Origin of the sequence: Pseudomonas phenolilytica (genome assembly GCF_021432765.1) — a bacterium.
GTDB classification, from domain to species: domain Bacteria; phylum Pseudomonadota; class Gammaproteobacteria; order Pseudomonadales; family Pseudomonadaceae; genus Stutzerimonas; species Stutzerimonas phenolilytica.
The window spans coordinates 1,420,049-1,446,001 of sequence record NZ_CP058908.1 but is presented as its reverse complement, the minus strand read 5'-3'; the positions used below and the strand labels follow the sequence as shown (position 1 = coordinate 1,446,001).

At 65.7% G+C, this 25,953-nt stretch carries 26 protein-coding genes; 10 read left to right on the top strand and 16 right to left on the bottom strand.

Annotation, left to right across the window (positions count from 1 at the left end; all coding sequences use genetic code 11):
• Position 1 precedes the first annotated feature (1 nt).
• Together HU825_RS06840 and HU825_RS06835 are read right to left on the bottom strand one after the other, a co-directional pair.
• A complete protein-coding gene (locus HU825_RS06840; protein ID WP_043297837.1) occupies positions 2 to 265 on the bottom strand; it encodes a DUF4212 domain-containing protein in 264 nt (87 codons plus the stop codon).
• 623 nt (positions 266 to 888) lie between these two features.
• Positions 889 to 1,398: a retropepsin-like aspartic peptidase RloA2 gene (locus HU825_RS06835; protein WP_234303182.1), complete on the bottom strand. Its 510-nt coding sequence runs from the start codon at positions 1,396 to 1,398 to the stop codon at positions 889 to 891.
• Positions 1,399 to 1,575: 177 nt separating this feature from the next.
• Between HU825_RS06835 and dbpA the strand changes: the two genes are divergently transcribed.
• The 3 genes from dbpA (at position 1,576) to HU825_RS06820 (ending at position 6,549) form a co-directional block, all read left to right on the top strand.
• Complete coding sequence (gene dbpA / locus HU825_RS06830; RefSeq protein ID WP_234303181.1) at positions 1,576 to 2,955, top strand: ATP-dependent RNA helicase DbpA; 1,380 nt, start codon at positions 1,576 to 1,578, stop codon at positions 2,953 to 2,955.
• Positions 2,956 to 3,122: 167 nt separating this feature from the next.
• Positions 3,123 to 5,318, top strand: a complete 2,196-nt coding sequence (yccS, locus tag HU825_RS06825; protein ID WP_234303180.1) for a YccS family putative transporter — start codon at positions 3,123 to 3,125, stop codon at positions 5,316 to 5,318.
• Positions 5,319 to 5,415: 97 nt separating this feature from the next.
• Positions 5,416 to 6,549 carry a BaiN/RdsA family NAD(P)/FAD-dependent oxidoreductase gene (locus HU825_RS06820; RefSeq protein ID WP_431978464.1) on the top strand — a complete coding sequence of 378 codons (1,134 nt, stop codon included), beginning with the start codon at positions 5,416 to 5,418 and terminating at the stop codon, positions 6,547 to 6,549.
• Positions 6,550 to 6,559: 10 nt separating this feature from the next.
• Here HU825_RS06820 and HU825_RS06815 read toward each other — a convergent pair whose 3' ends face one another.
• The 5 genes from HU825_RS06815 to HU825_RS06795 all read right to left on the bottom strand — a co-directional run bounded on the left by HU825_RS06815 (position 6,560) and on the right by HU825_RS06795 (position 8,915).
• On the bottom strand, positions 6,560 to 6,742 hold the full coding sequence (locus HU825_RS06815) for a hypothetical protein (RefSeq protein WP_036997356.1): 183 nt from the start codon (positions 6,740 to 6,742) through the stop codon (positions 6,560 to 6,562).
• A 63-nt stretch (positions 6,743 to 6,805) separates the two neighbouring features.
• Positions 6,806 to 7,051 (bottom strand): hypothetical protein, encoded by a 246-nt coding sequence (locus HU825_RS06810; protein ID WP_431978450.1) that lies wholly within the window; start codon positions 7,049 to 7,051, stop codon positions 6,806 to 6,808.
• Positions 7,052 to 7,264: 213 nt separating this feature from the next.
• Complete coding sequence (locus HU825_RS06805; protein WP_043297832.1) at positions 7,265 to 7,738, bottom strand: PA2171 family ribosome-binding persister protein; 474 nt, start codon at positions 7,736 to 7,738, stop codon at positions 7,265 to 7,267.
• A 94-nt stretch (positions 7,739 to 7,832) separates the two neighbouring features.
• The gene (locus tag HU825_RS06800; RefSeq protein ID WP_008568455.1) at positions 7,833 to 8,111 is read right to left on the bottom strand and encodes a DUF3509 domain-containing protein; all 279 of its coding nucleotides are present in this window, start codon (positions 8,109 to 8,111) and stop codon (positions 7,833 to 7,835) included.
• Between the two features lie 168 nt (positions 8,112 to 8,279).
• Positions 8,280 to 8,915: a class I SAM-dependent methyltransferase gene (locus HU825_RS06795; protein ID WP_234303178.1), complete on the bottom strand. Its 636-nt coding sequence runs from the start codon at positions 8,913 to 8,915 to the stop codon at positions 8,280 to 8,282.
• A 209-nt stretch (positions 8,916 to 9,124) separates the two neighbouring features.
• Here HU825_RS06795 and HU825_RS06790 point away from each other — a divergent pair, with 209 nt between their 5' ends.
• Positions 9,125 to 9,505 carry a response regulator gene (locus HU825_RS06790; protein WP_138300905.1) on the top strand — a complete coding sequence of 127 codons (381 nt, stop codon included), beginning with the start codon at positions 9,125 to 9,127 and terminating at the stop codon, positions 9,503 to 9,505.
• Positions 9,506 to 9,587: 82 nt separating this feature from the next.
• On the opposite strand, the gene fba is transcribed toward HU825_RS06790, so the two are convergent.
• From fba to HU825_RS06755, 7 genes are all read right to left on the bottom strand, one after another.
• Positions 9,588 to 10,652: a class II fructose-bisphosphate aldolase gene (gene fba, locus HU825_RS06785; protein WP_156716084.1), complete on the bottom strand. Its 1,065-nt coding sequence runs from the start codon at positions 10,650 to 10,652 to the stop codon at positions 9,588 to 9,590.
• Positions 10,653 to 10,808: 156 nt separating this feature from the next.
• Positions 10,809 to 11,141: an MliC family protein gene (locus HU825_RS06780; protein WP_234303177.1), complete on the bottom strand. Its 333-nt coding sequence runs from the start codon at positions 11,139 to 11,141 to the stop codon at positions 10,809 to 10,811.
• A 21-nt stretch (positions 11,142 to 11,162) separates the two neighbouring features.
• Positions 11,163 to 11,357: a hypothetical protein gene (locus HU825_RS06775; protein WP_043297829.1), complete on the bottom strand. Its 195-nt coding sequence runs from the start codon at positions 11,355 to 11,357 to the stop codon at positions 11,163 to 11,165.
• 111 nt (positions 11,358 to 11,468) lie between these two features.
• A complete protein-coding gene (locus tag HU825_RS06770) occupies positions 11,469 to 12,632 on the bottom strand; it encodes a phosphoglycerate kinase (RefSeq protein ID WP_138300903.1) in 1,164 nt (387 codons plus the stop codon).
• Between the two features lie 50 nt (positions 12,633 to 12,682).
• Complete coding sequence (gene epd, locus HU825_RS06765) at positions 12,683 to 13,729, bottom strand: erythrose-4-phosphate dehydrogenase (protein ID WP_054094388.1); 1,047 nt, start codon at positions 13,727 to 13,729, stop codon at positions 12,683 to 12,685.
• Between the two features lie 105 nt (positions 13,730 to 13,834).
• Positions 13,835 to 15,832 (bottom strand): transketolase, encoded by a 1,998-nt coding sequence (gene tkt, locus HU825_RS06760; RefSeq protein ID WP_043297826.1) that lies wholly within the window; start codon positions 15,830 to 15,832, stop codon positions 13,835 to 13,837.
• Between the two features lie 86 nt (positions 15,833 to 15,918).
• Complete coding sequence (locus tag HU825_RS06755) at positions 15,919 to 16,839, bottom strand: LysR substrate-binding domain-containing protein (RefSeq protein ID WP_284692203.1); 921 nt, start codon at positions 16,837 to 16,839, stop codon at positions 15,919 to 15,921.
• 163 nt (positions 16,840 to 17,002) lie between these two features.
• Here HU825_RS06755 and HU825_RS06750 point away from each other — a divergent pair, with 163 nt between their 5' ends.
• From HU825_RS06750 to metK, 4 genes are all read left to right on the top strand, one after another.
• The gene (locus HU825_RS06750; RefSeq protein ID WP_054094385.1) at positions 17,003 to 17,899 is read left to right on the top strand and encodes a TauD/TfdA family dioxygenase; all 897 of its coding nucleotides are present in this window, start codon (positions 17,003 to 17,005) and stop codon (positions 17,897 to 17,899) included.
• A complete protein-coding gene (locus tag HU825_RS06745; RefSeq protein ID WP_167136720.1) occupies positions 17,896 to 18,498 on the top strand; it encodes a LysE family translocator in 603 nt (200 codons plus the stop codon). The genes HU825_RS06750 and HU825_RS06745 overlap by 4 nt, the downstream gene beginning before the upstream one ends.
• 82 nt (positions 18,499 to 18,580) lie before the next feature.
• A complete protein-coding gene (locus HU825_RS06740) occupies positions 18,581 to 19,594 on the top strand; it encodes an ArsR/SmtB family transcription factor (RefSeq protein WP_234303175.1) in 1,014 nt (337 codons plus the stop codon).
• Positions 19,595 to 20,785, top strand: coding sequence for a methionine adenosyltransferase (gene metK, locus HU825_RS06735; protein ID WP_008568471.1), 1,191 nt, complete (start codon positions 19,595 to 19,597; stop codon positions 20,783 to 20,785).
• Between the two features lie 221 nt (positions 20,786 to 21,006).
• Here the strand turns inward: metK and HU825_RS06730 are convergent, their stop codons facing one another.
• Positions 21,007 to 21,768: an ABC transporter permease gene (locus HU825_RS06730; protein WP_054094380.1), complete on the bottom strand. Its 762-nt coding sequence runs from the start codon at positions 21,766 to 21,768 to the stop codon at positions 21,007 to 21,009.
• A 12-nt stretch (positions 21,769 to 21,780) separates the two neighbouring features.
• Positions 21,781 to 22,704, bottom strand: a complete 924-nt coding sequence (locus HU825_RS06725) for an ABC transporter ATP-binding protein (protein WP_043297820.1) — start codon at positions 22,702 to 22,704, stop codon at positions 21,781 to 21,783.
• Positions 22,705 to 22,861: 157 nt separating this feature from the next.
• On the opposite strand from HU825_RS06725, the gene HU825_RS06720 reads away from it, so the two are divergent.
• Both HU825_RS06720 and ligB read left to right on the top strand, forming a co-directional pair.
• Positions 22,862 to 24,187 (top strand): ferredoxin reductase family protein, encoded by a 1,326-nt coding sequence (locus tag HU825_RS06720; RefSeq protein WP_054094379.1) that lies wholly within the window; start codon positions 22,862 to 22,864, stop codon positions 24,185 to 24,187.
• 65 nt (positions 24,188 to 24,252) lie between these two features.
• Entirely contained in the window at positions 24,253 to 25,920 is a 1,668-nt protein-coding gene (ligB, locus tag HU825_RS06715) for an NAD-dependent DNA ligase LigB (RefSeq protein ID WP_234303174.1), read from the top strand.
• Positions 25,921 to 25,953 lie beyond the last annotated feature (33 nt).

Here is a 25,953-nt window from a genome sequence, read left to right as displayed (position 1 = left end):
GTTACTCCTCAACGCCGAATTCTTTGTCCAGTTTGTTCATCCGCCACGCGTAGTGAAAGATGATCAAAAGGAACGTGATAATCGAGCCTTGTTGAGCAAACCAGAAGCCTATATCCGCACCCCCGATGTGAATGCCCATTAACATCGGACGCAGGATGATGCCCAGGCCATAGGCCGCGAAGGCCCACGCCACCAAGCTCCATACTATAAGGCGAACATTCGCCTTCCAGTACGCAGTCGCGTTTTCGTTATTGTTGTCAGCCATTGACGCGTTCTCCATCTTATTATTATTGCAAGGGAATGGAATCCACATTGCCGAATCTAACAAAGGAGGCTTCGCCAATGAAAGCCCCGACTTTAGTAGGACGAGCGAAGCAGCGCAGACGTAGCGAAGCCCCTCATACGGGTAAAACCAGCTGCCAGGCGCACCTGACTTCGCACCTCCCCCGAAGCCTGACCCCCAGGTTAAAGCCGATGCGCAGCCCGCAGCAACATCTTGAAACATGAACCGGCCGGTCACAAAACCGACTCACCGGTCGCAAAAATCGAGACGCCTAGACCTCGCTAAGCTTCAATTCAATAATTTAAAGTCAATAACGGCGAAATACTTCGCCGAACAATCGGCAATTCAACTTGACAGCCGATCCCAGATTAATAAAACGGACATCATCCTTTCACAAAGGCAAGCATCCTCCTTTTTGTTTAAATCCTTCGCTGATAAATAAAAACAGACGCTTGTGATTGGCGACACACTAGTTCATAGCTAGAAAAAAGCATTGCCCGGACGGGTCACGTCCGGTATCACCCACCGCCGAACAAGCAGAGCGCGGCGATGGGTGGCAATGCGCACCAGCAGGAGTCGAGCGGTGCGCGAACTCCACTGACGGATCAGCAGGTCGGGCGACCTGCCGTATACCGGTCTGCCGGATCGATCGCGGCGCGCAGGTCGCGAATGACCTCGGTACCGATCAGCAAGGGATAACTGAAGTGGGTGCGGTCCGTCAGGTTCACCTCGGCCTCGCGCAGCTGATCGCCGATACACAGCTGCATGCCAATGATCGGCCGCTCGGCACGTGGCGGTTCGCGCTCGGGATCGACCGCACTCCCCTCCTCCGCACGCGTCTTGATCCGGCTGATACCCAGCATGCGCTGTTCATAAAGGGTGTCATCGGCACCATCGACTGCCAGCCGGAAACGTACCCAGTCCTCGCCATCACGCTCAAACTGCTCGATGTCGCGGGCCGACAAAGACGCCGTCATAGCCCCCGTGTCCATCTTGGCCGGCAGGATCTTGCCGAGTTCTTCGATCCTGATGTGTTCATAGCGACCATACAGGGTTGGCTCGTCTGCCAAGACTGGCAGTGCAAACAATCCGAGAAAGAACAAAGCGCGGGACAAAACGACCTCCTCAATGGGGAAATGGACAATTTTCGATCAACAGCCCCGTGCGGGGTTCCGCTCACATAGCTTTCAGAACGTTTCGCCAGCCATACGGATGACCCGGCCGGCGCGGTGCGGCGCCCGTACCGGCTGCCTGATAGACTGCCGTCCGCCTCCCTTGCGAAGACTCCCGCCGTGTCCAGTACCGACTTTTCCTCACTACCCCTTTCCGCCGCCACCCTGGCCAACCTCGCCGCGCTCGGCTACACCGAGATGACGCCGATTCAGGCGCAGAGCCTGCCGGTCATGCTCAAGGGCCGCGACCTGATCGCCCAGGCCAAGACCGGCAGCGGCAAGACCGCCGCCTTCGGCATCGCCCTGCTGGAGCCGCTCAACCCGCGCTACTTCGGCTGCCAGGCGCTGGTGCTGTGCCCGACCCGCGAGCTGGCCGACCAGGTCGCCAAGGAACTGCGCCGGCTCGCCCGGGCCGCGGACAACATCAAGATCCTCACGCTTTGCGGCGGTGTATCCATCGGCCCGCAGATCGCGTCGCTGGAGCATGGCGCGCACGTCATCGTCGGCACCCCCGGGCGGGTGCAGGAGCATCTGAAGAAGGGCACGCTGAGCCTCGACGGGCTCAACACGCTGGTTCTCGACGAAGCCGACCGCATGCTCGACATGGGGTTCTACGACGCCATCGCCGAGGTCATCGCGCAGACGCCCGCGCGGCGGCAGACCCTGCTGTTCTCGGCCACCTACCCGGCCGGCATCCAGCAGCTGGCGACGACATTCATGCGCGATCCGCAGTCGGTCAAGGTCGCCGCGCTGCATGATGACGTGCAGATCGAACAGCGCTTTTACGAGATCGCCGCCGAGCAGCGCCTGGAGGCCGTGCTGCGTGTGCTCGCCAGCTTCCGCCCGCAGAGTTGCGTGGCATTCTGCTTCACCAAGCAGCAGTGTCAGGACGTGGTGGACTACCTCGGCGCGCGCGGCATCTCGGCGATGGCGCTGCACGGCGATCTGGAGCAGCGCGACCGCGATCAGGTGCTGGCCATGTTCGCCAACCGCAGCCTGTCGGTGCTGGTAGCCACCGACGTGGCGGCACGCGGCCTGGACATCGACGCGCTGGGCATGGTGATCAACGTCGAACTGGCGCGCGATGCGGAGATTCACGTGCATCGCATCGGCCGCACCGGGCGTGCCGGCAATCGCGGTCTGGCGGTCAGTCTGGTGGCGCCGGCCGAAGCGCATCGCGCCCAGGCCATCGAAAAGCTCCAGCAGACGCCGCTGAACTGGCAGCCGCTCGACAGTCTGAAGGCCAAGGCCGGCGAGCCCCTGCAGCCGCCGATGGTGACGCTGTGCATCGCCGCCGGTCGCAAGGACAAGCTGCGCCCGGGCGATATCCTCGGCGCGCTGACCGGCGAGGCGGGCATCGCCGGCAGCCAGGTCGGCAAGATCGCGCTGTTCGATTTCCAGGCCTTTGTCGCGGTCGAGCGCGGGGTGGCCAGGCAGGCACTCAAGCGCCTGAATGAAGGGCGCATCAAGGGACGTTCGCTGAAGGTCAGGCAGCTCTAGAACCGTTGTCGATCCCGGTGGCAGATCGCTCGGCGCGACGATAAACAGAAAGATGACTGCGCGGTGGTGCCAGACCGGCGTTGCGGTATAAGTTTTGCGTTGCGAACGCCCCGCCCGCGTCGGGCCGGCGATTCGATACCCCATCCTCCGTCAAGGCCGACCTTTACATGCCGACCGCCTCGCTCCGCCAATCGCTGCGTCGCCTCTGGGCGCTGGAGAAGTTCGGCTACAGCCTGCGCGTGCTGATCGCGCTGGCCGGGAGCATGGGCCTGAGCAGCTGGCTCGGACAGCCCGCGCTGGTTATCCCGCTGTTCCTCGGCATCATCGCCAGCGCGCTGGCGGAAACCGACGACAGCTGGCGCGGCCGCCTGGGCGCGCTGCTGGCCACCCTGCTGTGCTTCAGCGTGGCGTCGGTCTCGGTGGAACTGCTGTTCCCCTACCCCTGGTTGTTCGCCCTCGGACTGGCGGTCTCGACATTCGTGCTGGTGATGCTCGGCGCGCTCGGCGAACGCTACGCAACCATCGCTCAGGCCACGCTGATTCTGTCGATCTACAGCATGATCGCCGCCGACCAGCGTGACGGTGCCAGCCTCAACTTCTGGCGCGATCCGCTGCTGCTGCTCGCCGGTGCCGCCTGGTACGGCCTGCTCTCGGTGCTGTGGGACGCACTGTTCACCCACCAGCCGGTACAGCAGAGCCTGGCGCGGCTGTACCGCGAGCTGGGACAGTACTTCAAGCTCAAGGCCGCGCTGTTCGAGCCGATTCGCTCACTCGACGTCGAAGAGCGGCGGCTGCAGCTGGCACAGCAGAACGGCCGGGTGGTCAGCGCACTCAACGCCGCCAAGGAAACCCTGTTGCACCGCCTGGGCGACGGCCGCCCGGGCACGCGGATCAGCCACTACCTGAAGCTGTACTTCCTCGCCCAGGACCTGCACGAGCGCGTCAGCTCCTCGCACTACCCCTATCAGGCGCTCGCCGAGGCGTTCTTCCATAGCGACGTGCTGTTCCGCTGTCAGCGCCTGCTGCGCCTGCAGGCCAGCGCCTGCGCCGAGCTCGGCACCGCCATCCAGCTGCGCCAGGCGTTCCACTACAGCGAAGCCAACGCCCAGGCGCTCGATGACTTGCAGGCGTCGCTGGATCATCTGCGCGAGCAGCAAAACCCAGCCTGGCGCGGACTGCTGCGCTCGCTGCGCGCGCTATCCGGTAATCTCTCGACCATGCAGCGCCAGCTCGCCAGCGCCAGCAATCCCGATTCCCTGGCCGGCGAGCAGGACAGCAGCCTGCTCGACCGCCAGCCGCAGACACTGGGCGAGGCGCTCAACCGCGTGCGCCTGCAATTGACGCCCACCTCGCTGCTATTCCGTCATGCGCTGCGCATGAGCATCGCGCTGGTCTGCGGCTATGCGGTACTGCACGCGATCCATCCGGAGCAGGGCTACTGGGTGTTGCTGACCACCGTGTTCGTCTGCCAGCCCAACTACGGCGCGACGCGCATCAAGCTGGTGCAGCGGGTCAGCGGCACGGTGCTCGGCCTGCTGGCGGGCTGGGCGCTGTTCGATCTGTTTCCCGGCACGCAGGTGCAGGCACTGTTCGCGGTCATTGCCGGCGTGGTGTTCTTCGCCACCCGCAGCACGCGCTACACCCTGGCGACCGCGGCAATCACCCTCCTGGTGCTGTTCTGCTTCAACCAGATCGGCGACGGCTACGGCCTGATCTGGCCGCGGCTGTTCGACACCCTGCTGGGCAGCGCCATCGCCGCGGCCGCGGTATTCCTGATCCTGCCGGACTGGCAAGGCCGTCGGCTGAACCAGATGGTGGCCAACACGCTGAGCTGCAACGCCGACTACCTGCGGCAGATCATGCGCCAGTACGAAAGCGGCAAGCGCGACGACCTGGCCTACCGCCTGGCGCGGCGTAACGCGCACAACGCCGACGCGGCGCTGTCCACCACCCTGTCGAACATGCTGCTGGAGCCGGGGCACTTTCGCCGCGACGCCGAGAGCGGCTTCCGCTTCCTGGTGCTCTCGCACACGCTGCTCAGCTACCTGTCCGGCCTCGGCGCGCATCGCGAAACGCTGCCTGACGATGCCAGCGACGCGCTGCTCGAAGACGCCGCCGAGCGCCTGGCGCAGAGCCTCGACGAACTGGCTGCGGCGCTGCGCGACGGCCGCGCGCCCACCATCCACAGCGACGAGGAAGAGGCGCTGGCGCAGCAACTCGAACAGCTTCCGGAGGATATCGACGACGGCCACCGCCTGGTGCAGACCCAGCTCGGCCTGATCAGCCGGCAGCTGGCGCCGCTACGCAGCATGGCGGTGCACCTGCTCAAGCTGGGCAGCGCGCCGCCCGCCGGGCAGCCGTAGCGCCGCCGGCACGGTAAGATGCGCGCCTTTTCGCGAACGAGGGCAAGCCGTGCGAACTACTGAGGTCATCATCATCGGCGCCGGCGCCGCCGGCCTGATGTGCGCATTCAGCGCCGCGCGACGCGGCCGCCAGGTGCTACTGCTCGATCATGCCAACAAGGCCGGCAAGAAGATCCTCATGTCCGGCGGCGGACGCTGCAACTTCACTAACCTGTATACCGAGCCGGTGAACTTCCTTTCCAGCAATCCGCACTTCTGCAAGTCGGCGCTGGCGCGCTACACGCAGTGGGATTTTCTCGAGCTGGTCGGACGCCACGGCGTGCCGTACCACGAGAAGAAGCTCGGCCAGCTGTTCTGCGATAACAAGTCCAGCGACATCCTCGAGATGCTGCTCGCCGAGTGCAGCGATGCCGGTGTCGAGCTGCACCTGAACACGGCGATCCAGACGATCGAGAAAACCGCACAGGGCTATGCGCTGGAAACCGGCCTCGGCGCGCTGCACTGCCAGTCGCTGGTGATCGCCACCGGCGGTCTGTCGATCCCAACGCTGGGCGCCAGCGGCTTCGGCTATCAGGTTGCCCGCCAGTTCGGCCACACCGTGCTGCCGACGCGCGCCGGCCTGGTGCCTTTCACCATCACCGAGCCGGCGCTCAAGGCGCTGTGCGGCGAGCTGTCGGGGACGTCGGTAGATTGCCGGGTGAGCTGCAATGGGCAGAGCTTCCGCGAGAACCTGCTGTTCACCCACCGCGGCCTGAGCGGTCCGGCGATGCTGCAGATCTCCTCCTACTGGCAGGCCGGCGAGGCGTTGGCAATCGACCTGCTGCCCGAGCGCGACGCCGAGCAGTGGTTGTTCGACGAGCAGGCGGCGCGACCGAATATCGAGCTGAAGACGCTGCTGGGCGAGGTGTTCACCCGCAAGATGGCGACGCTGCTCTGCGAGCTGTGGTTCGCCTCCAAACCGCTCAAGCAGTACACGCCTGCCGAGCTGAAAAGCGTGGCGGCGCGGCTGACCGACTGGCAGCTGGTGCCGGCAGGTACCGAGGGCTATCGCACCGCCGAAGTCACGCTCGGCGGCGTCGACACGCGCGAGGTGTCATCCAAGACGATGGAATCGCAGAAGTCGGCGGGCTTGTATTTCGTTGGTGAAGTGCTGGACGTAACCGGCCACCTCGGTGGCTTCAACTTCCAGTGGGCCTGGGCCTCCGGCCATGCAGCCGGACAGTGCGTCTGAGGCGAGGCGTTTATTCGGCAGGCGGCGTCGATGGCGGCGACACCTCGCCGGGCCCGGCGGGATCGGTCGCGGTGTTGTGATACTCCTGTGCGTTTTCCTCGACGTTCTCCAGCGCGGAGTCCTGCTCGTCTTCCGGTGAACAACCGAGCAGCAGACCGAGGGCGCAGCACAGCAGTAGCGTTGTTGGCTTCATCGTGATCTCCGTGGCATCGCTACGCATTGGTTGCGGGAGCCTGCGCTCCCGCAACCACTCGGCTCACTGCGAGCTGGTGCCGCCACCGGCCGGCGGCGTAGTGGTGTCGCCAGTGGTGCCGGTGCCCGTCCCGGTTTCCGGAGCAGGGGTCGGAGCCGGAGTCGGCTCTGGAGTCGGAGCCGGCGCGGTCGAAGGCGCGGCGGGCTGCTCGGTGGTCGCCGGCGGCGGAGTGGGTTCGGACTGCTTGTCTTCGCCACAGCCAACCAGCAGCAGACCAAGCAGCGGGGGCAATAGATAGGTGAGACGCATGGATAACCTCCTTCGGGTGAACCGGCGGCGGGCCGGCAAGTTCTGGAATCGTCAGATTCACGGGAGATAGACCGCCGTTGCGGCCAAGAGTGCCGCTGCCATGGCAGTTTCCACAGCGGCAATGGCGCGCGCCGATTGCCAGCGCGTCAACAGTACGGACAGCGTGCTCCGTCAGCCTCATGAGCGGACGGAGCACGGCGCTCTGACGAGACCTCAGGCCGCCTGCTTGGCGGCGAACTCCTTCTTCATGCGCGAACGCAGCGCTTCCATTTGCTTGCCCATGTCTTCCAGCTGGGCCGCGTCGAACATCTCGCGCGCCTGCGGAAACATCTCCGATTCCTCTTCCTCGAGGTGATGTTCGAGCAACTCCTTGCACACCTTGGCGCGACCGGAGAACTCCACGCTTGCCGGATCGGTGGCCTTGAGATCAGGCAGCACCAGCGAATCCACCGCGCGATGCTCCTCCTTGGCCTCGTAATACATCTTCAGCTCTTCCTTCGCGCCGGCGTCCTTGTAGGCGGGGTAGAGAATCTGTTCTTCCAGCTGGGTATGGATGGTGACCTCCATTTCCAGCTTGTGCAGCAGCTCGGTACGGGTCTTGACCGCCCGCTCGGTGGATTCGGTCAGGCGCGTCAGGATGTCCTTCACGCGCTCGTGGTCCTGGATCAGCAGGTCGATGGCATTCATCAGGCTTTCCTCTCGTGACGGTGATACGACGCCCGGCTCTGCGGCCTGGTCGGATGCCGGGCGGCGCCGCTTGCGCAGCCAGCCCCGCGCGTCCTCAGGCGTATTCGTAGGTCGGCAGCGCCGTGCGGCTCTGACTCTGCAGGTGGGCGATGGCCGGAGACATTCCCGCTTCCAGCGCCAGATCACGGCGGATCGAGCTGACCACCCACTGCAACTGGATCTCCGCCTGGGTCTGCCCCTTGGACAGGGCGCGCTTGATGATGGTCCGATCGTCGTTGCGCAGGGTCAGCAACAGGCCGCCATCCGGGCGGGGAGCGGTGAGCACTTCGAATTCGGGAAACGCGGCAGTAAGAAAACGTTGGGCTGCATTCATTGTTCTGCTCCGGTAAAAGTTTCCAGCATTCGAAACAGGAGCAGCGTTCATGCCAACCCAACAAACGCAATTTTGTCTTTTAAAATCAATGATTTATTGAAACACGCCCAACCCGGCGATCTTGCATTACGCATGATCGCCTGGCTTGCAGGTTGCATTCTGCGTGACTCATCGATCGGCTGCAGGCTTGCGCCAGACGCTCGCCAGCCATGGCTGCTGCGCACGCGGCAGGCCACTGGGGCGGTAGTAATGTTCCAGCTCCTCGAAATCCGCCCCACACAGCTGCGCACGCCACGTCGGCCAGTCGTACCAGCAACCGTAACGACCGCCACTCCAGCCCTCCTCATTGTTCCCGCGCGGATTGGAGCAGAACAGCACCCCGCCCGGCCTGAGCGTCGCGCGTAGCTGGCGCAGCACCCGCGGCAGTTCGCGACTGGGCAGGTGGAACAGCACGGCATTGGCGAAGATGCCGTCGAATGCCGCGTCCGGCAGCTCCAGGCGCAGCAGGTCCTGATGCCAGACGTCACAACCGCTGTCGGCACGCGCCATCGCGACGAAGGGTTCGGCGCCGTCCAGCCCCACGGCGATATGCCCAAGCGCGGTGAAGGTCTTCAGATCGCGCCCGGGGCCGCAGCCGAGATCGAGGATGCGCAGTGGCGACGGCGCATGGATATGTTTCAGCAACGCGGCGATGTTCTGGCTGACATCATGGTCGCGCGTGCCGGCACGGAACGCCTCGGCGCTCTGCCGGTAGTGGTCGAGGGTACGTTCGGCAATGGCCTGCGGCGGTTCGGGTTCGCTCATCGCAGCTCTCCGCAAAAGCCTGAGCCTAGCCGCGCCGGCACCTCGCGGCCAGTCCTCGCGCCGGCAGGGGGGCACCAAGGTAGCGGTTGACGACCGTACGCTGATCGCTGAACTTGCCAGGGCGGTCCTGCTCCAAGCTCATGGCGCTGCGTTAGCCATGCGCCGCGCCGATATCGCAACTGTCATGAAAAACTCCGAGAATTGCGCCGATGCAGCCTGTCCCTAGCAACGTCGTCCTGCTCGTCGAAGACGAGCCGCACATTCTCTTTCTGTTGTCCGAGTACCTGGCCGGCGAGGGCTATCAGGTGCTGCAGGCCGACAGCGCCGCCCGCGCCTTCGAGATTCTGGCGACCAAGCCGCGCCTCGACCTGCTGATCAGCGACTACCGGCTGCCGGACGGCGTGTCCGGGGTGATGATCGCCGAGCCCGCGCTGAAGCTGCGCCCGGACCTGAAAGTGATCTTCATCAGCGGCTACCCGATCGAGATCTATGAGTCCGGGAGCGATCTGGCGCGCGCCGCGCCGGTGCTGGCCAAACCCTTTTCGCTGGATTCGCTGCGCAGCCAGATCCAGCAGTTGCTGGCTAGCTGAGCGCGCCCGCAGCGCGTAACCCGCCGAACACCAGACATGAAAAAGCCCGCACGAATGCGGGCTTTTTTCCTGGCCGAATCGATCAGTTGATCTTCGGGTCCAGCTCTCCGCTGGCGTAGCGCTGGAACATGCCTTCCAGCGAGATCGGCTTGATCTTGCTGGCATTGCCGGCAGTGCCGAAGGCTTCGTAACGGGCGATGCAGATGTCGCGCATGGCCGCCACGGTCTTGGCGAGGTACTTGCGCGGGTCGAACTCGGCCGGATTCTTCGCCATGAATTCGCGGATCGCGCCGGTGGACGCCAGGCGCAGGTCGGTGTCGATGTTGACCTTGCGCACGCCGTACTTGATGCCCTGGACGATTTCCTCGACCGGCACGCCGTAGGTTTCGCCGATCTCGCCGCCGTACTGGTTGATGATCTTCAGCCACTCCTGCGGCACCGAGGAGGATCCGTGCATCACCAGATGGGTATCCGGGATGCGCGCATGGATTTCCTTGATGCGCTGGATCGACAGGGTATCGCCGGTCGGCGGCTTGGTGAACTTGTAGGCGCCGTGGCTGGTGCCGATGGCGATGGCCAGGGCGTCGACCTTGGTGGCTTTGACGAACTGCGCGGCCTCTTCCGGATCGGTCAGCAGCTGACTGTGGTCGAGCACGCCCTCGGCGCCCACGCCGTCTTCCTCGCCGGCCATGCCGGTTTCCAGGCTGCCCAGGCAGCCCAATTCGCCTTCCACGGACACGCCGCAGGCATGCGCGAAGGCCACGGTCTGCTGGGTCACGCGCACGTTGTAGTCGTAGTCAGCCGGGGTCTTGCCGTCTTCCTTCAGCGAGCCGTCCATCATTACCGAGGAGAAGCCGAGCTGGATCGAGCGCTGGCAGACGTCCGGGCTGGTGCCGTGGTCCTGGTGCATGCACACCGGGATGTGCGGGAATTCTTCGATGGCGGCGAGGATCAGATGACGCAGGAACGGGGCGCCCGCGTATTTGCGTGCACCGGCGGAAGCCTGGACGATCACCGGGGAGTCGGTCTTGTCGGCCGCTTCCATGATGGCGCGCATCTGCTCGAGGTTGTTGACGTTGAAGGCCGGCACGCCGTAGCCGAACTCGGCGGCGTGGTCGAGCATCTGGCGCATGCTGATGAGTGCCATGTTTTCCTTTCTCCCGGTCAGGGTCGTTTAATCGTGTAAGCCTGCCGCAGTGGCCGGCGCTGTTCAAGCACGGCACGCTGGGCGCGGCATTGTAGTGGCGGGCACGCCAATTACCAGCGCCGACCGCGGCTTTCGCATCGAAGGCGCGGCGGTCGGCTAGAGGTTGATCAGCGAGGCGCTGCAGCCATGGGCCAGCAGCTCGTCATCGGTCACGCGGTAGACCAGCGCCTCGTTGCCCTTGTCGTGGAACGCAATCACGCCGTCGCTATAGAAACTGCCGTAGGTGGCAGGTTCCCGCTTGAGCGTATGAATGCGTTCGTTGTCGCCGATCTTCAGGTCGATGGCAGTCTTCCCGCTGTCGGCGTAGCGCCAGCCGATATGCTGCTGGCCTTTGCACTTCCAGCGCACGAACGGCGCGTCCGGGCCGGACTGCCAGTGACCACAACCGGCCAGCAGCAGCGCCAGGGCGAGAATCGACAGGCCTTTCATTACGGCTCCTTGGCAATGGGATCAGGGACATTCCTGCAGATCGGTGCGGGTGGTCACCGTCGGGTCACCGGTGGCCTGCATCTCGACCCGTTGGTCGCGCTCGGCCGTGGGACCACTGGCCGCAGGCGGCTCGAACACTTCGCAGGCGGTATCCGGGGGGTCGCCGGCACAACCGGCCAGCCCCAGACAGCAAACAGCCAGAACGACATAGCGCATGGTGCATCCCCTTTCCTTGTGTCTGACACAACACAGACCACAGGCACCGGCCGGGGTTGCCACGCCGTTGATTGCCAGGCAGGCCGCGACCTGCCCGGCAGGTCGTCGCGATTACTCGGCGCCGCGCTGTTCCAGCACCTCGACCGCCGGCAGCACCTTGCCCTCGACGAACTCGAGGAAGGCGCCACCGCCAGTGGAGATATAGGAAATCTGCTCGGCGACACCGTACTTGTCGATCGCCGCCAGGGTGTCGCCACCGCCGGCGATGGAGAACGCCGGGCTCTGGGCGATGGCCTGGGCCAGCACCTTGGTGCCGTTGCCGAACTGATCGAATTCGAACACACCGACCGGTCCGTTCCACAGGATGGTCTGCGAGGCCTTGAGCATCTCGCCGAACATGGCCGCGGTCTTCGGCCCGATATCCAGGATCATGTCGTCATCGGCCACATCGCCGATGGCCTTGACCGTGGCCTCGGCGCTTTCGGCGAACTCCTTGGCGACCACCACGTCGACGGGCAGCGGCACGGCAACCTTGGCCGCGATGGCCTTGGCGGTGTCGAGCAGATCGGCTTCATGCAGCGATTTACCGACCTTGTAACCGGCCGCGGCGAGGAAGGTGTTGGCGATGCCGCCGCCGACGATCAGCTGGTCGCAAATGTCGGCCAGCGAGGTCAGCACGTCGAGCTTGGTCGACACCTTGGACCCGGCGACGATGGCGACCATCGGCCGCGCCGGCTTGTCCAGGGCCTTGCCCAGTGCTTCCAGCTCGGCAGCCAGCAGCGGGCCGGCGCAGGCGACCTTGGCGAACTTGGCCACGCCATGAGTCGAGCCCTGGGCGCGATGCGCGGTGCCGAAGGCGTCCATGACGAAGACGTCGCACAGCGCGGCGTATTTCTGCGCCAGCTCGTCGGTGTTCTTCTTCTCGCCCTTGTTGAAGCGCACGTTCTCCAGCAGCACCAGCTCGCCCGGCTGGACCTCGACGCCGTCGAGGTAGTCCTTGATCAGCGGCACGTCACGGCCGAGGGCCTTGGACAAGTAATCGGCGACCGGCTTGAGGCTGTCTTCCTCGCTGTAGATGCCCTCTTCCGGACGGCCCAGGTGCGAGCAGACCAGCACCGCGGCGCCTTTCTCCAGCGCCAGCTTGATGGTCGGCAGCGAGGCCAGGATGCGTGCGTCGCTCTTCACCGCGCCATCCTTCACCGGCACGTTGAGGTCTTCGCGGATCAGCACGCGCTTACCGGCGAGGTCGAGGTCGGTCATCTTCAAAACGGTCATGTTGATCTTCCTTAAGGTCGATAGGCAGCGATGTTGCAAGGCACGGCTCGCTAGGCGCGATGAGCCACGCGCAGATAATGTTCGGTGACGTCCAGCATGCGATTGGCGAAGCCCCATTCGTTGTCGAACCAGGCCAGCAGGTTCACCAGCCGCGGCCCGGAGACCCGCGTCAGGCTGCCGTCGACGATCGCCGAATGCGGGTCGTGATTGAAATCGCAACTGGCATGCGGCAGTTCGGTGTAGGCCAGCAACCCCTTGAGCGGGCCGACTTCGGCGGCCTGACGCAGCACCCGGTTGATCGTCTGCGCATCGGTATCGCGCGCGGTCTGCAGGGTGATATCCAGGCAGGAGACGTTCACCGTCGGCACTCGCACCGCTTTGGCCTGAATCCGCCCGGAGAGTTCCGGCAGCAGGCGCTCGATCCCGCGCGCCAGGCCGGTGGACACTGGAATCACCGACTGGAAGGCCGAGCGCGTGCGGCGCAGGTCCTCGTGGTGGTAGGCGTCGATCACCGGCTGGTCGTTCATCGCCGAATGGATGGTGGTGATCGAGGCGTACTCGATCCCGAGTGCATCGTTGAGCAGTTTGAGCAGCGGCACCCCGCAGTTGGTGGTGCACGAGGCGTTGGACACCAGCCGCTCGGTGCCGGTCAGCTGCTGCTGGTTGATGCCCATCACCACGGTGGCGTCGATGTCGGCGGCGCTGGCCATCGGCTGCGAGAACAGCACCCGCGGCACGCCGGCGGCGAGAAATCGCTCGCCATCGGCGCGAGTGGTGTAGGCGCCGGAGCACTCCAGTACCAGATCGACCTCCAGCGCCCGCCAGTCGATGGCCTCCGGCGTCGACTCGCGCAGCACCTTCACGCAGTGGCCGTTGAGATGCAGGCAATCGCCAACCACGCTCACCTCACCGGGAAAGCGACCGTGGGTGGAGTCAAATCGGGTGAGGTATTCCAGGCTGGCCATGTCGGCCAGGTCGTTGAGTGCGACGAACTGAAAATCGAAGGCGCCGCCGCGCTCATAGAAGGCACGCAGCACGCAACGGCCGATGCGGCCGTAGCCGTTGAGGGCGACGCGATAGGGACGGGCGTTGGCCATCGGATTCGTCGATCCTGTCGGGGAAAACCGCTGTGCGGGTTTTGCCCCCTGCACAAGGTGATTGACGTAGGGTGGATGGCCGAAGCCATCCACCGCCGCGCGAGATCAGTCTTCCAGCAGTTCTTCGGCCACCGCGAGGATGTTCTCGACGGTGAAGCCGAACTCCTCGAACAGCTGGCCGGCCGGGGCCGACTCGCCGTAGGTGGTCATGCCGATGATGCGACCGTCCAGGCCGACGTACTTGTACCAGTAGTCCGCATGCGCCGCCTCGATGGCGATGCGTGCACCGACCTCCACCGGCAGCACCTGCTGCTTGTAGGCCGCGTCCTGGGCGTCGAACACACTGGTGCAAGGCATGGAGACGACGCGCACCTTGCGGCCTTGCGCAGCCAGCTGGTCGGCGGCCTGCACCGCCAGGCTGACTTCCGAACCGGTGGCGATCAGGATCAGCTCGGGCTCGCCGACGCAGTTCTTCAGGATATAGCCACCGCGGGCGATGGCCGCTTCGGTTTCGTTGTCACGCACATGGAACGGCAGGTTCTGCCGCGAGAAGATCAGCGCGCTCGGGCCGTCCTTGCGCTCGAGCGCGTACTTCCAGGCCACCGCCGATTCGACGGTATCGGCCGGGCGCCAGGTGTCCAGGTTCGGCGTGGTGCGCAGGCTGGTCAGCTGCTCGATCGGCTGGTGGGTCGGGCCGTCTTCACCGAGGCCGATGGAGTCGTGGGTGAACACGTAGAGCACGCGCTGCTTCATCAGCGCCGACATGCGCACGGCGTTGCGCGCGTATTCCATGAACATCAGGAAGGTCGCGCCGTAGGGAATCAGGCCGCCATGCAGGGCGACGCCGTTCATGATCGCGGCCATGCCGAACTCGCGCACGCCGTAGTACATGTAGTTGCCCGAGGCATCCTCGGCGACCACCGGCTTGCAGCCCTTCCACAGGGTCAGGTTGGAGCCGGCGAGGTCCGCGGAGCCGCCGAGCAGTTCCGGCAGCAGCGGGCCGAAGGCGTTCAGGCAGTTCTGGCTGGCCTTGCGGCTGGCGATGGTCTCGCCCTTGGTGGCGACTTCACGGATGAAGGCGGACGCCTTCTCGGCAAAGTCCGCCGGCAGCTCGCCGGCCATGCGCCGCTTGAATTCGGCGGCCAGTTCCGGGAACTCGGCCGCGTAGGCGGCGAAGCGCTGGTTCCACTCGTTCTCCGCGTCGGCGCCCTTCTGCTTGGCGTCCCACTCGGCGTAGATATCGGCGGGAATCTCGAACGGCGGGTGGTTCCAGCCCAGCGCCTCGCGGGTCAGGGCGATCTCGGCGTCACCCAGCGCAGCGCCGTGGCATTCTTCCTTGCCCTGCTTGTTCGGCGAGCCGAAGCCGATGATGGTCTTGCAGCAGATCAGCGTCGGCCGGTCGCTCTTGCGCGCGGTCTCGATGGCGATCTGGATTTCGTCGGCGTCGTGGCCGTTGACGTTGCGGATCACCTGCCAGCCGTAGGCCTCGAAACGGCGCGGGGTGTCGTCGGTGAACCAGCCGTGCACCTCGCCGTCGATGGAGATGCCGTTGTCGTCGTAGAACGCAGTGAGCTTGTTTAGCCCGAGCGTACCGGCCAGCGAGCAGACCTCGTGGCTGATGCCTTCCATCATGCAGCCGTCGCCGAGGAACACGTAGGTGTTGTGGTCGACGATCTCATGGCCGGGGCGGTTGAACTGCGCGGCCATGACCTTCTCGGCCAGGGCGAAGCCCACGGCGTTGGCGATGCCCTGGCCCAGCGGGCCGGTGGTGGTTTCGACGCCGGCGGTGTAGCCGTACTCCGGGTGCCCCGGGGTCTTGCTGTGCAGCTGGCGGAAGTTCTTCAGGTCGTCGATCGACAGGTCGTAGCCGGTCAGGTGCAGCAGCGAGTAGATCAGCATCGAGCCGTGGCCGTTGGACAGCACGAAGCGGTCACGGTCGGCCCATTGCGGGTTGGTCGGGCTGTGCTTCAGGTGGTCGCGCCAGAGCACTTCGGCAATGTCCGCCATGCCCATCGGGGCACCCGGGTGGCCGCTGTTGGCTTTCTGCACGGCATCCATGCTGAGTGCGCGGATGGCATTGGCTCGCTCACGACGGCTGGGCATCGCTGATCTCCTGCGGGGTGTACGTAGAAAAAGGCGGCCATTTTCCCCTTTCACGGGAGAGGGGGCAATGACTGAATGGCCGCGCCTCAGTCGAGCAGGCGCACACCCTGGGCCTGCACGTCGGGCAGATGGGCGAGCAGGTAATCCTTCATCTGCGCCAGCACCGGATGCGCCGCGCCGTGGGCGGGCCAGACCAGGTAATAGCTGTCGCCGGAACGCACCGCGGCGTCGAACGGCAGCGCCAGTGTGCCGCGCGCCAGCTCGGCAGCGACCAGCGCCAGATCGCCGATCGATACGCCGTGGCCTTGCGCCGCCGCGGAGATACCCAGCTCCAGGGTGTCGAACAGCTTGCCCTGCTGCCAGGGCACGACGTCGGCCAGGCCGACCCGCGCCAGCCAGCGCCGCCAGTCGCGGCGGTCGCGCGAGGGGTGGATCAGCTCGGCCGCCGCCAGCCGCGCGGCGTCCCAGGGTTGATCGCCGAGCAACGCCGGGGCGCAGACCGGCACCAGCCACTCATCGAACAGCTTCAGGCAGCGGCCATCGGCGGCCAGCGCGGCGTCGCCGAGCAGGATCGCGCAATCGAACGGCTCGCTGCTGAAGTCCACCGCATCGAGGTCCATCCAGGCGCTGGTCAGCTGCACGCGCTGCTGGGGGTAGGCCAACTGGAACGCTTCCAGCGTACTCAGCAGCCAGCGCATGGTCAGCGTCGAAGGGGCCTTCAGGCGCAGCGCGCCACGCTGGCGGGTCACCGCGATGCAGGCATTCTCGATGGTGCCGAATCCCACCTTCAGCTCCTGTGCCAGCCGGCGCCCGGTGTCGGTCAGCGACAGCCGCGAGCCGCGTCGCTCGAACAGCTGGCAGCCGAGCTGCTGTTCCAGCGTCTTCACGTGCCGGCTGATTGCACTTTGGGTGATGCACAGGCTCTGCGCCGCCTCGGTGAAGGAGCCGAAACGCGCCGCGACCTCGAACGCGCGCAAGGCGTACAGCGGCGGCAGCCGGATCGTCACCGGACACCTCCGCGGCATGAGTAAAAGTTATCCCAGCAGGTCGTTTTTTCCATTTTTCAGCGCCTCGCTCCGTTCCGATACTGCGACGCCAAGGGCCTTGCTCGGGACGACAACGTCCGAGCGAGCGCACCGCCCGATCAACAAAAACTCAGGGAAGGATGACATGTCCGCGAATAATTTCGACCACCTTCTGGCTGCCAGCATCGAGCGCGGCGGGCTGGACCGGCAGCAGATCGCGCAGATCCTCAGCTTCAAGCTGTTCGGCAACCCGACCGGTTTCCTGCACCTGAGGCAGCTGCCGATCGGCGAGATTCCTCCGACTCCGATCAGCCGCGAGGCGCTGCACAAGCACGACGACAGCAGCGAACGGCTGCTGCTGCAGGCGACCGTGCTGCTCGGCGAACCGGTCGGCTACCTGCAGGAATCCGGCGGCGCGATCGTCAACAACTTCTTCCCGCAGCGCGGGCAGTCGCGCGCGGCGACCTCCGACAGTTTCGACACCGAACTGGACCTGCACACCGAGAACGCCTTCCATGCCATCCAGCCGGATTACCTGCTGCTGCTCTGCCTGCGTCAGGACCCGGCGGCCGAGGCGATCACTTATATCGCCTCGGCCGAGCGCATCCTCGCCAGGCTGAGCTACGACGAACAGCTGTTTTTCCTCAACGAGCCGTACAACTTCCTCTCCGACTACGGCCCGAACGAAAAGAACCAGCGCATCGACATCGACAAGCACCAGACGGTGCTCTACGGCGATCCGGACGCGCCGTTCCTGCGCTTCGATCCGCAGTTCATGCTCGCCTTCAGCAATCGCGCCCAGACCCTGCTGGAACGGCTGCGCGCCGTCGCCTGGTCGGTGGCCGAGCCGATCCGGCTATGCCCGGGCGATCTGCTGATCATCGACAATCGCCGTACGGTGCACGCGCGCAGCCGCTTCGATGCGCGCTTCGACGGCAGCGACCGCTGGATCCAGCGCGCCTTCGCCATCTGCAACCCGCGCTTCTATGCCGAGCGGCTGGGCAAGCAGCATCGGGTGTTCGGCCTGGTGACCGAACTATGAACGCCACCTATCTCGCCTTCGCCTCGGCGGTCGCCCTGCTGATCGCCTCTCCCGGGCCGGTGGTCGCGCTGGTGGTCGCCGATGCGCGGCGCGTCTGGCCGCTGTGGACGATTCTCGGCGGCGTGCTGTCGGCGCAGGTGCTGATGATCGGCGCGCTGCTGGCGATCTACCTGGCGCTGGATTTCGAGCCGGTGGTGCTCGAATGGGGCCAGGTGATCGGTGGTCTGTACCTGATCTGGCTCGGCGCCGACAGCCTGTGCGGCGGCGGCAGCGATGACCGGCAATCGGCCCGGAGCCAGACGCATCACTTCTGGCGGGCGATGGCGGTCGGCCTGTCGAACCCCAAGGACATCCTGTTCTTCCTCGCCTTCCTCCCCGGTTTCATCCTGCCCGCGCAGCCGTTCGCACCGCAGGCGCTGACGCTGATCGCGATCTGGGCGGTCATCGATCTGTGCGTGCTGCTCGCCTACAGCCTGCTCTCGCGCCGGCTCGCCGGCACGGGGCTGGTGCAACGGCTGCTGGATATCCTGCCGGGCTACTTTCTGGTCGGCCTCGGACTGGTCTCCTGCTCGCTCGGTGTGCTGCGCATGCTGGAGTGACCCTACGCCGCACAGGGCAATATCAAAACTTTTTGATATTGCCCTTGCTGTACGAAAAGTGACCGACTAGACTGCGCGACCTATGAGCCTGCGCATACCCCAGATCCGTTTCGACGCCAGCGATTCGCTCGCCGCCCTGTGCAAGGCCGGCGGCGATCCGCTGCGCCTGAACGTGCTGCGGGCGCTGGCCAGCGATTCGTTCGGCGTGCTCGAACTGGCGCAGATCTTCGCCACCGGCCAGTCCGGCATGAGCCACCACCTGAAGGTGCTGACCCAGGCGGGTTTGCTGGCAACCCGCCGCGAAGGCAACGCGATCTTCTACCGGCGCAACCTGCCGCAGAGCGACAGTCTCGGCGGCAAACTGCACGCGGCGCTGCTCGAAGAAGTCGATCAGCTGGAGCTGACCGCCGAGGTGCAGGCGCGCATCGCCGCCGTGCACGCGCAGCGCAGCGCCGCCAGCGAGGATTTCTTTGCGCGCATGGCCGGCAGCTTCCAGGCTCGCCAGGACCTGCTCGCCGGTCTGCCGCAGTACCGCGACAGCGTGCTGGCCCTGCTCGATGCGCTGAATTTCGAGACCACCGCGACGGCACTGGAAGTCGGCCCCGGCGACGGCAGCTTCCTGCCGGAACTGGCCAGTCGTTTCCGTCACGTGGTGGCGCTGGACAACAGCGCGGCGATGCTCGAACTGGCGCGCGCCCGCTGCGAGCAGGCCGGCCTGAACAACGTCGAGCTGAAACTCGCCGACGCACTGCACGACGAATGCCCGCCGGCCGATTGCGTGGTGCTGAACATGGTGCTGCATCATCTGGCGGCGCCCGGCGAGGCCCTCAAACAACTGGCGCGACTGGTGAAGGCAGGCGGCAGCCTGCTGATCACCGAGTTGTGCAGCCACAACCAGAGCTGGGCCAGGGAGGCCTGCGGCGATCTCTGGCTAGGCTTCGAACAGGACGATCTGGCCCGTTGGGCCGATGCCGCGGGGCTCACGCCCGGCGAGAGTCTCTACATTGGCTTGAAGAACGGTTTTCAGATCCAGGCCCGGCACTTTTCCCGGCCCGCCGCTGACGACCGACTCACACCCGGTAATAGGAACCGATAGATGAGCGAATACTCGATTTTCACCTCCGAGTCCGTGTCCGAAGGGCACCCGGACAAGATCGCCGACCAGATCTCCGATGCGGTGCTGGACGCCATCATCGCCGAGGACAAGCATGCCCGCGTGGCCTGCGAAACCCTGGTCAAGACCGGTGTGGCGATCGTCGCCGGCGAAGTGACCACCTCGGCCTGGGTCGATCTGGAGCAGCTGGTGCGCGACGTTATCGTCGACATCGGCTACAACAGCTCGGAAGTCGGTTTCGACGGCGCCACCTGCGGCATCATCAACATCATCGGCAAGCAGTCGGTGGACATCGCCCAGGGCGTCGACCGCTCCAAGCCGGAGGACCAGGGCGCCGGCGACCAGGGCCTGATGTTCGGCTACGCCAGCAACGAGACCGACGTGCTGATGCCGGCACCGATCCGATTCTCCCACGCGCTGGTCGAGCGCCAGGCCGAGGCACGCAAGAACGGCCTGCTGCCGTGGCTGCGCCCGGACGCCAAGAGCCAGGTCACCTGCCGCTACGAGAACGGCAAGGTGGTCGGGATCGACGCCGTGGTGCTGTCGACCCAGCACAATCCGGAGGTCAAGCAGAGCGACCTGCGCGAGGCGGTGATGGAGCTGATCATCAAGCACAGCCTGCCGGCCGAGCTGCTGCACAAGGACACCCAGTACCACATCAACCCGACCGGCCAGTTCGTCATCGGCGGCCCGGTGGGTGACTGCGGCCTGACCGGGCGCAAGATCATCGTCGACACCTACGGCGGCATGGCCCGTCACGGCGGCGGCGCCTTCTCCGGCAAGGACCCGTCCAAGGTCGACCGCAGCGCCGCCTACGCCGGCCGCTACGTGGCGAAGAACATCGTCGCCGCCGGCCTCGCCGAGCGCTGCGAAATCCAGGTGTCCTACGCCATCGGCGTGGCCCAGCCGACCTCCATCTCGCTGAACACCTTCGGCACCGGCAAGCTCGGCGACGACAAGATCATCGCCCTGGTGCGCGAGCACTTCGATCTGCGACCCTACGCGATCACCCGCATGCTCGACCTGCTGCACCCGATGTACCAGGCCACCGCGGCCTACGGTCACTTCGGCCGCACCCCCTACGAGATGACGGTGGGCAACGATACCTTCACCGCCTTCACCTGGGAGCGCACCGACAAGGCCGACGCCCTGCGCGCCGCCGCCGGGCTGTAAGCTCGACTGCGCCTGACCAGAAGCCCCGCCGGCGCAAGCCGCGCGGGGCTTCTTGCTTTCAGGAGACGACGAGAAGTTCACCGACACTACTGCAGTGAACGAGAAGGTCCAGGCAGTCAGCCAGGCGAAGGACACGGCTCTCGGCCTGGGCAAATGCTCGGCCAGCAAGCCTCGACGCTGCGTTGAAAAACGCCCGCATCTGCGGGCGTTCTGATATGCGGCTAGTTCTTCAGGCGATAGCCGGTCTTGAAGATCCACCACACCGCCGCGAGGCACAGCGCGAGAAAGCCGAGAATCATCGCCAGGCTGATGCCGACGCTGATGTCCGAGACACCGTAGAAACTCCAGCGGAAGCCGCTGATCAGGTACACCACCGGGTTGAACAGGGTGATCTTCTGCCACAGCGGCGGCAGCATCTCGATGGAGTAGAAGCTGCCACCAAGAAAGGCCAGCGGCGTGACGATCAGCGCCGGGACGATCTGCAGCTTTTCCCAGCCATCAGCCCAGATGCCGATGATGAAGCCGAACAGGCAGAAGGTGACGGCCGTCAGCACCAGGAACAGCGCCATCATCAGCGGATGCTGGATCTCGTAGTCGACGAACAGCCGCGCGGTGATGAGGATGATCACGCCGAGAATCAGCGATTTGGTCGCTGCTGCGCCGACGTAGCCGATGACGATCTCGACATAGGACACCGGCGCCGACAGCACCTCGTAGATGGTCCCCGAGTAGCGCGGCATGTAGATGCCGAACGAGGCGTTGGAGATGCTCTCGGAAAGCAGCGCCATCATGATCAGGCCGGGAATGATGAAGGCGCCGTAGGGGATGCCGTGCATGGCCTCCATGCGCGCGCCGATGGCCGAGCCGAACACCACGAAGTACAGCGAGGTGGAGATCACCGGCGTGGCGATGCTCTGCAGCAGGGTGCGCCAGGTGCGCGCCAGTTCGAACAGGTAGATCGCGCGGATCGCGTAGACGTTCATGCGGGCTTTTCCTCAGCGACCGTGGACCAGATTGACGAAGATTTCCTCCAGCGAACTCTGGCTCGATTGCAGGTCCTTGAAGTCGATACCGTGCTCGCCCAGGCGCTTGAGCAGTTCGGCGATGCCGGTGTGCTCGTGCTGGGCGTCGAAGGTGTAGACCAGCTGATTGCCCTCGTCCGCCAGCGTCAGCGGATAGTCGGCGAACTCGCGCGGGATCGCCGCCAGCGGGCGCTGCAGTTGCAGGGTCAGCTGCTTCTTGCCGAGCTTGTGCATCAGCACGTCCTTGTCCTCGACGAGGATGATCTCGCCCTTGCTGATCACGCCGATGCGGTCGGCCATCTCCTCGGCCTCCTCGATGTAGTGGGTGGTGAGGATGATGGTCACGCCACGTTCGCGCAGGCCGCGGACCATTTCCCACATGTCGCGGCGCAGTTCGACATCGACACCCGCCGTGGGCTCGTCGAGAAACAGGATCGATGGCTCGTGGGACAGCGCCTTGGCGATCATCACGCGGCGCTTCATGCCGCCGGAAAGCTCCAGAATCCGGGCATTGCGCTTGTCCCACAGTGACAAATCGCGCAACAGTTTTTCCAGGAACGAATCGTCGGGCGCCTTGCCAAACAGCCCGCGCGAAAAACGCACCGTCGCCCAGACACTCTCAAAGCCTTCGTTGTACAGCTCCTGCGGCACCAGGCCGATCTTCGCACGCGCGGCGCGGTAGTCCTGGACGATGTCGTGCCCATCGACCAGCACTCGCCCGCTGCCGGGGTTGACGATGCCGCAGACGATGCTGATCAGCGTGGTCTTGCCGGCCCCGTTGGGGCCGAGCAGAGCGAAGATCTCGCCCTTGCGGATGTGCAGGTCGATGTGTTTGAGCGCGGGATGACCCGAGGCGTAGGTCTTGCTGAGCTGCTCGATGGCGATCACGGAGTGCACAGGCGCCTCTCTTGGAAATCGGTGGGCGGAAGATTGTAGAGAAATCGCGGCGACACGGGGCGCATCCTGTCACTGACCGTCGTCATTTCGCCCCTCACGCAAAAACGGCATGCTACGCGCCGCGAGTACATGGACAGCGAAAACTCGAGGATCAGACATGAAACCCATCAAATTGACCTTCCTCGGCCTGTTCGCCGGCCTGACCCTGTTGTGGTTGCTGGTCGACAGCTTTCTCATGGAGCAGTACCAGGTCTGGTCGATACGCACGGTCCTGGTGCATTACAGCGGCGTGCTGGCGATTGGTGCGATGAGCGTCGCGGTGATCCTGGCCGCGCGACCGAAACGCTTCGAGCGCTTCTTCGACGGCCTGGACAAGACCTACCGCCTGCACAAGTGGCTGGGCATCGCCGCACTGGTGATCAGCATCGTGCACTGGGCCTGGGGCCAGGTGCCGAAATGGCTGGTTGGCGCCGGCTGGCTGGAAAAACCGGTGCGCCACGCCGGGCCGCCACCGGAGGGCATCTTCGGCCTGCTCCGGCGCTTTCGCGGGCTGGCCGAGGACGTCGGCGAGTGGGCGTTCTACGCCGCGGCGATTCTCATCGTGCTGGCGCTGGTCAAGACCTTCCCCTATCGCTGGTTCTTCAAGACCCACCGCTGGCTGGCGGTGATCTACCTTGCGCTGGTGGCGCACTCGGTGGTGCTGACGCCGCCGGCCTACTGGAGCTCGCCGCTGGGCCTGGCGCTGGCGCTGCTGATGGGCGCCGGCTCGATCGCCGCCTGCATCTCGCTGCTGCGCCGCATCGGCCGCAAACACAAAGTGGTGGGCCGCATCAACGAACTGACCCATCACCCGGACAACCGCGTGCTGCGCGTCGGCCTGCAGCTCGAAGGCGCCTGGCCAGGACACGAAGCCGGGCAGTTCGCCTTCGTCACCTTCGACGAGAAGGAAGGCCCGCACCCGTTCAGCCTCTCCTCGGCCTGGTGCAACGACGGCAAGCTGGCGTTCTCCATCAAGGGGTTGGGCGACTACACCAGCACCCTGCCGCATACCCTGAAAGTGGGCGACGCGGTCACCGTCGAAGGCCCTTACGGCTGCTTCGACTTCCGCGGACGCAAGGACGGGCAGATCTGGGTGGCCGGCGGCATCGGCATCGCGCCGTTCATCGGCCGCCTGCAGGCGCTGGCGACCACTGGCGGCGGCGGCAACGTCGACTTGTTCTACAGCACCAGCGCGCCCGATCAGGCATTCATCGACAAGGTGCAGCAGCTGGCCGAGCAGGCGCGCGTTCGCTTGCACGTGCTGGTCACCCAGCGCGATGGTCGCCTGACGCCCGAACGCCTGCGGCAACTGGTGCCGTCCTGGAAGGGCAGCGACGTCTGGTTCTGCGGCCCGGCAGCGTTCGGCCAATGCCTGCATGACGACCTGATAGCGCGTGGTCTGGCGCCGCAGGACTTCCATCAGGAACTGTTCAACATGCGCTAGCGCACGGCGCGTCCCACACCGGCTGCGGGACAATCGCGGCCTCTACCCGAGCAAGGACGCTCACCATGCAACGCCTCGTCGCGTCACTCCTGGCGCTTGTCTCTCCGATCTGCCTGGCCGCCTGCCCACCCTGGAGCGCCGAGCGCGCGCGCAGCGAAATCGGCGAACTGACGCAGCGACTGGCGGCCTGGGACGATGCCTATCACCGCCGCGGCCTTGCGCCGATCGACGACGAACTCTACGACCAGGCCCGCGCACGGCTGCAACAGTGGCAGCAGTGCTTTGCAGCCCAGAACGCTCCCTCGCCGTCACCGCTGGCCAAGGCGGAGGGCCCGTTGCACCATCCGGTCGCGCAGACCGGCTTGGCCAAGCTGGCCGACGTCGCCGAGCTGCGCGCCTGGATGGCGGCACGCGACGACCTGTGGATTCAGCCCAAGGTCGACGGCGTGGCAGTGACGCTGGTCTATCGCGACGGCCGCCTGCGCCAGGCGATCAGCCGCGGCGACGGACGCAGCGGTCAGGACTGGACGGCGCGGGCCCGCCAGCTGCCGGCGATCCCCACGCAGCTGCCGCGCCGCGACGAGGTGATTCTGCAGGGGGAGCTGTACTGGCGGCAGGACGCGCACGTGCAGGCACGCGCTGGCAGCGACGGCGCACGCGGGCGGGTCGCCGGCGCCCTGCAGGGCAAAACGCCCGCCGCGGACAGCGAGGCACGCATCGGCCTGTTCGTCTGGGACTGGCCCAACGGACCGGCCGAGATGGCCAAACGCCTGACGGGACTGGCAGCAATGGGCTTCGCCGACAGCGTGCGTTTCAGCCAGCCCCTGGCCGATCCCGAACAGGCGCGCCAGTGGCGCGAGCGCTGGTATCGCCAGCCGCTGCCCTTCGCCAGCGACGGCGTGGTGCTGCGCCAGGGCCGGCGGCCACCGGCCGAACGCTGGCAGGCGTCACCGCCGCACTGGGCAGTGGCCTGGAAGTATCCGCCGCGCTCGGCGCTGGCACAGGTGCGCCGGGTCGAGTTTCGCATCGGCCGGCGCGGCCGCATCACGCCATTGCTGCAGCTCGAACCCGTGCAACTGGACGACCGCCGCATCGCCCGCGTCAGCCTCGGTTCACTCAAACGCTGGCAGGCGCTGGACGTTCGCCCGGGCGATCAGGTTGCCATCCGCCTCGCCGGCTTGACCATTCCGCAGCTGGACAGCGTCGTCTGGCGCAGTCCGCAGCGCGCGGCAGTGCAGCCACCGAATCCGGCCCGCTATCACGCGCTGAGCTGCTGGCAGGCGACGCCCGGCTGCGAACAGCAGTTCCTCGCCCGCCTCGCCTGGCTGAGCGGCAGGCACGGCCTGGCAATTCCCGGTGTCGGCCCCGGCACCTGGCGCGAGCTGCTGGACGCCGGCCTGCTGCCCGACCTGCTCGCCTGGCTCGAGCTGGATGCCGCGCGCCTGCAACAGGTACCGGGCTTCGGCGCGACGCGCGCCACCACTCTGGCGCGCAATCTTGCAGCGACACGCCAGCGGCCGTTCGCGCACTGGCTGGCGGCGCTGGGCCTGCCGGCCGATGCGGCGCTCGCATCGGACGACGACTGGCAGCGGCTCGCCGCGCGCAGCGAAGCCGACTGGCGCGCCGCCGGCAGCGGCGCAGTCCGCGCGCGGCAGCTGTGGCAGTTCTTTCGGGCCGACGCGCCGCAAGCCCTGCGCGCGCGCCTGCACCAGGCCGGTATCCGCGGTTTCTGATGCCCTCCGCACGGCACTTTGCGCCATAGGCGG

Bases quoted from the DNA above. Each gene is read 5' to 3' on its own strand.
- HU825_RS06740 (WP_234303175.1), top strand. From the start codon at position 18,581: ATGAGCCTGCGCATACCCCAGATCCGTTTCGACGCCAGCGATTCGCTC.
- yccS (WP_234303180.1), top strand. From the start codon at position 3,123: ATGCCGACCGCCTCGCTCCGCCAATCGCTGCGTCGCCTCTGGGCGCTG.
- metK (WP_008568471.1), top strand. From the start codon at position 19,595: ATGAGCGAATACTCGATTTTCACCTCCGAGTCCGTGTCCGAAGGGCAC.
- HU825_RS06795 (WP_234303178.1), bottom strand. From the start codon at position 8,915: ATGAGCGAACCCGAACCGCCGCAGGCCATTGCCGAACGTACCCTCGAC.
- HU825_RS06780 (WP_234303177.1), bottom strand. From the start codon at position 11,141: ATGAAAGGCCTGTCGATTCTCGCCCTGGCGCTGCTGCTGGCCGGTTGT.
- fba (WP_156716084.1), bottom strand. From the start codon at position 10,652: ATGGCACTCATCAGCATGCGCCAGATGCTCGACCACGCCGCCGAGTTC.
- HU825_RS06745 (WP_167136720.1), top strand. From the start codon at position 17,896: ATGAACGCCACCTATCTCGCCTTCGCCTCGGCGGTCGCCCTGCTGATC.
- HU825_RS06840 (WP_043297837.1), bottom strand. From the start codon at position 265: ATGGCTGACAACAATAACGAAAACGCGACTGCGTACTGGAAGGCGAAT.
- HU825_RS06750 (WP_054094385.1), top strand. From the start codon at position 17,003: ATGTCCGCGAATAATTTCGACCACCTTCTGGCTGCCAGCATCGAGCGC.
- HU825_RS06820 (WP_431978464.1), top strand. From the start codon at position 5,416: ATGTGCGCATTCAGCGCCGCGCGACGCGGCCGCCAGGTGCTACTGCTC.
- HU825_RS06790 (WP_138300905.1), top strand. From the start codon at position 9,125: ATGCAGCCTGTCCCTAGCAACGTCGTCCTGCTCGTCGAAGACGAGCCG.
- HU825_RS06730 (WP_054094380.1), bottom strand. From the start codon at position 21,768: ATGAACGTCTACGCGATCCGCGCGATCTACCTGTTCGAACTGGCGCGC.
- HU825_RS06810 (WP_431978450.1), bottom strand. From the start codon at position 7,051: ATGCGTCTCACCTATCTATTGCCCCCGCTGCTTGGTCTGCTGCTGGTT.
- HU825_RS06720 (WP_054094379.1), top strand. From the start codon at position 22,862: ATGAAACCCATCAAATTGACCTTCCTCGGCCTGTTCGCCGGCCTGACC.
- epd (WP_054094388.1), bottom strand. From the start codon at position 13,729: ATGGCCAACGCCCGTCCCTATCGCGTCGCCCTCAACGGCTACGGCCGC.
- HU825_RS06815 (WP_036997356.1), bottom strand. From the start codon at position 6,742: ATGAAGCCAACAACGCTACTGCTGTGCTGCGCCCTCGGTCTGCTGCTC.
- HU825_RS06805 (WP_043297832.1), bottom strand. From the start codon at position 7,738: ATGAATGCCATCGACCTGCTGATCCAGGACCACGAGCGCGTGAAGGAC.
- HU825_RS06800 (WP_008568455.1), bottom strand. From the start codon at position 8,111: ATGAATGCAGCCCAACGTTTTCTTACTGCCGCGTTTCCCGAATTCGAA.
- HU825_RS06775 (WP_043297829.1), bottom strand. From the start codon at position 11,357: ATGCGCTATGTCGTTCTGGCTGTTTGCTGTCTGGGGCTGGCCGGTTGT.
- tkt (WP_043297826.1), bottom strand. From the start codon at position 15,832: ATGCCCAGCCGTCGTGAGCGAGCCAATGCCATCCGCGCACTCAGCATG.
- ligB (WP_234303174.1), top strand. From the start codon at position 24,253: ATGCAACGCCTCGTCGCGTCACTCCTGGCGCTTGTCTCTCCGATCTGC.
- HU825_RS06770 (WP_138300903.1), bottom strand. From the start codon at position 12,632: ATGACCGTTTTGAAGATGACCGACCTCGACCTCGCCGGTAAGCGCGTG.